Source organism: Brevundimonas huaxiensis, from assembly GCF_014218725.1.
GTDB lineage: Bacteria > Pseudomonadota > Alphaproteobacteria > Caulobacterales > Caulobacteraceae > Brevundimonas > Brevundimonas huaxiensis.
The window spans coordinates 1-407 of record NZ_JABBJE010000031.1; the positions used below are offsets into that span (position 1 = coordinate 1).

Below are 407 nucleotides of genomic sequence, written 5' to 3' on the forward strand. Positions count from 1 at the left end.
GCCAAGGATCAGCAAAGGGAGAGAGCCTGCTACACCCCAGCCCCGGACGCCGCTGAGCCAGGCGATCCAGGCCAACCCCCACAGGCTGAAGACCACGAAGTGCGGAATGAGTCGCCCGATCAGAGCTGTTGTCGTGAAGCCGCCCGTCTCGGCCTCGAAGCGCTTGAAAGAGCCGCCCTGCATTTGCCGACCAACCGCCAACACCGCGGAACAAGCCGCCAGCAGATGAAGGACCCCCGGCGCCAGAAGTCCGCCGAGAAAAAGCTCGAAGCTGAGCTGCGGATTGCCGACGATCGACACCTGGACAGCGGAGAGTTGCAATGCGGTTTCGGGCAATCCTCTCTGGCGCGCGCGTTCTTGCAACTGCTGGCCGGCCGCTGATGCGATGGCCGCGCTCTGCCCCAAGG

The 407-nt window shown here is 64.6% G+C and carries 1 pseudogene; it reads right to left on the bottom strand.

The window, feature by feature from the left end:
* Nucleotides 1–407: pseudogene (locus HF680_RS15750) on the bottom strand (ABC transporter permease); the annotation flags it as partial.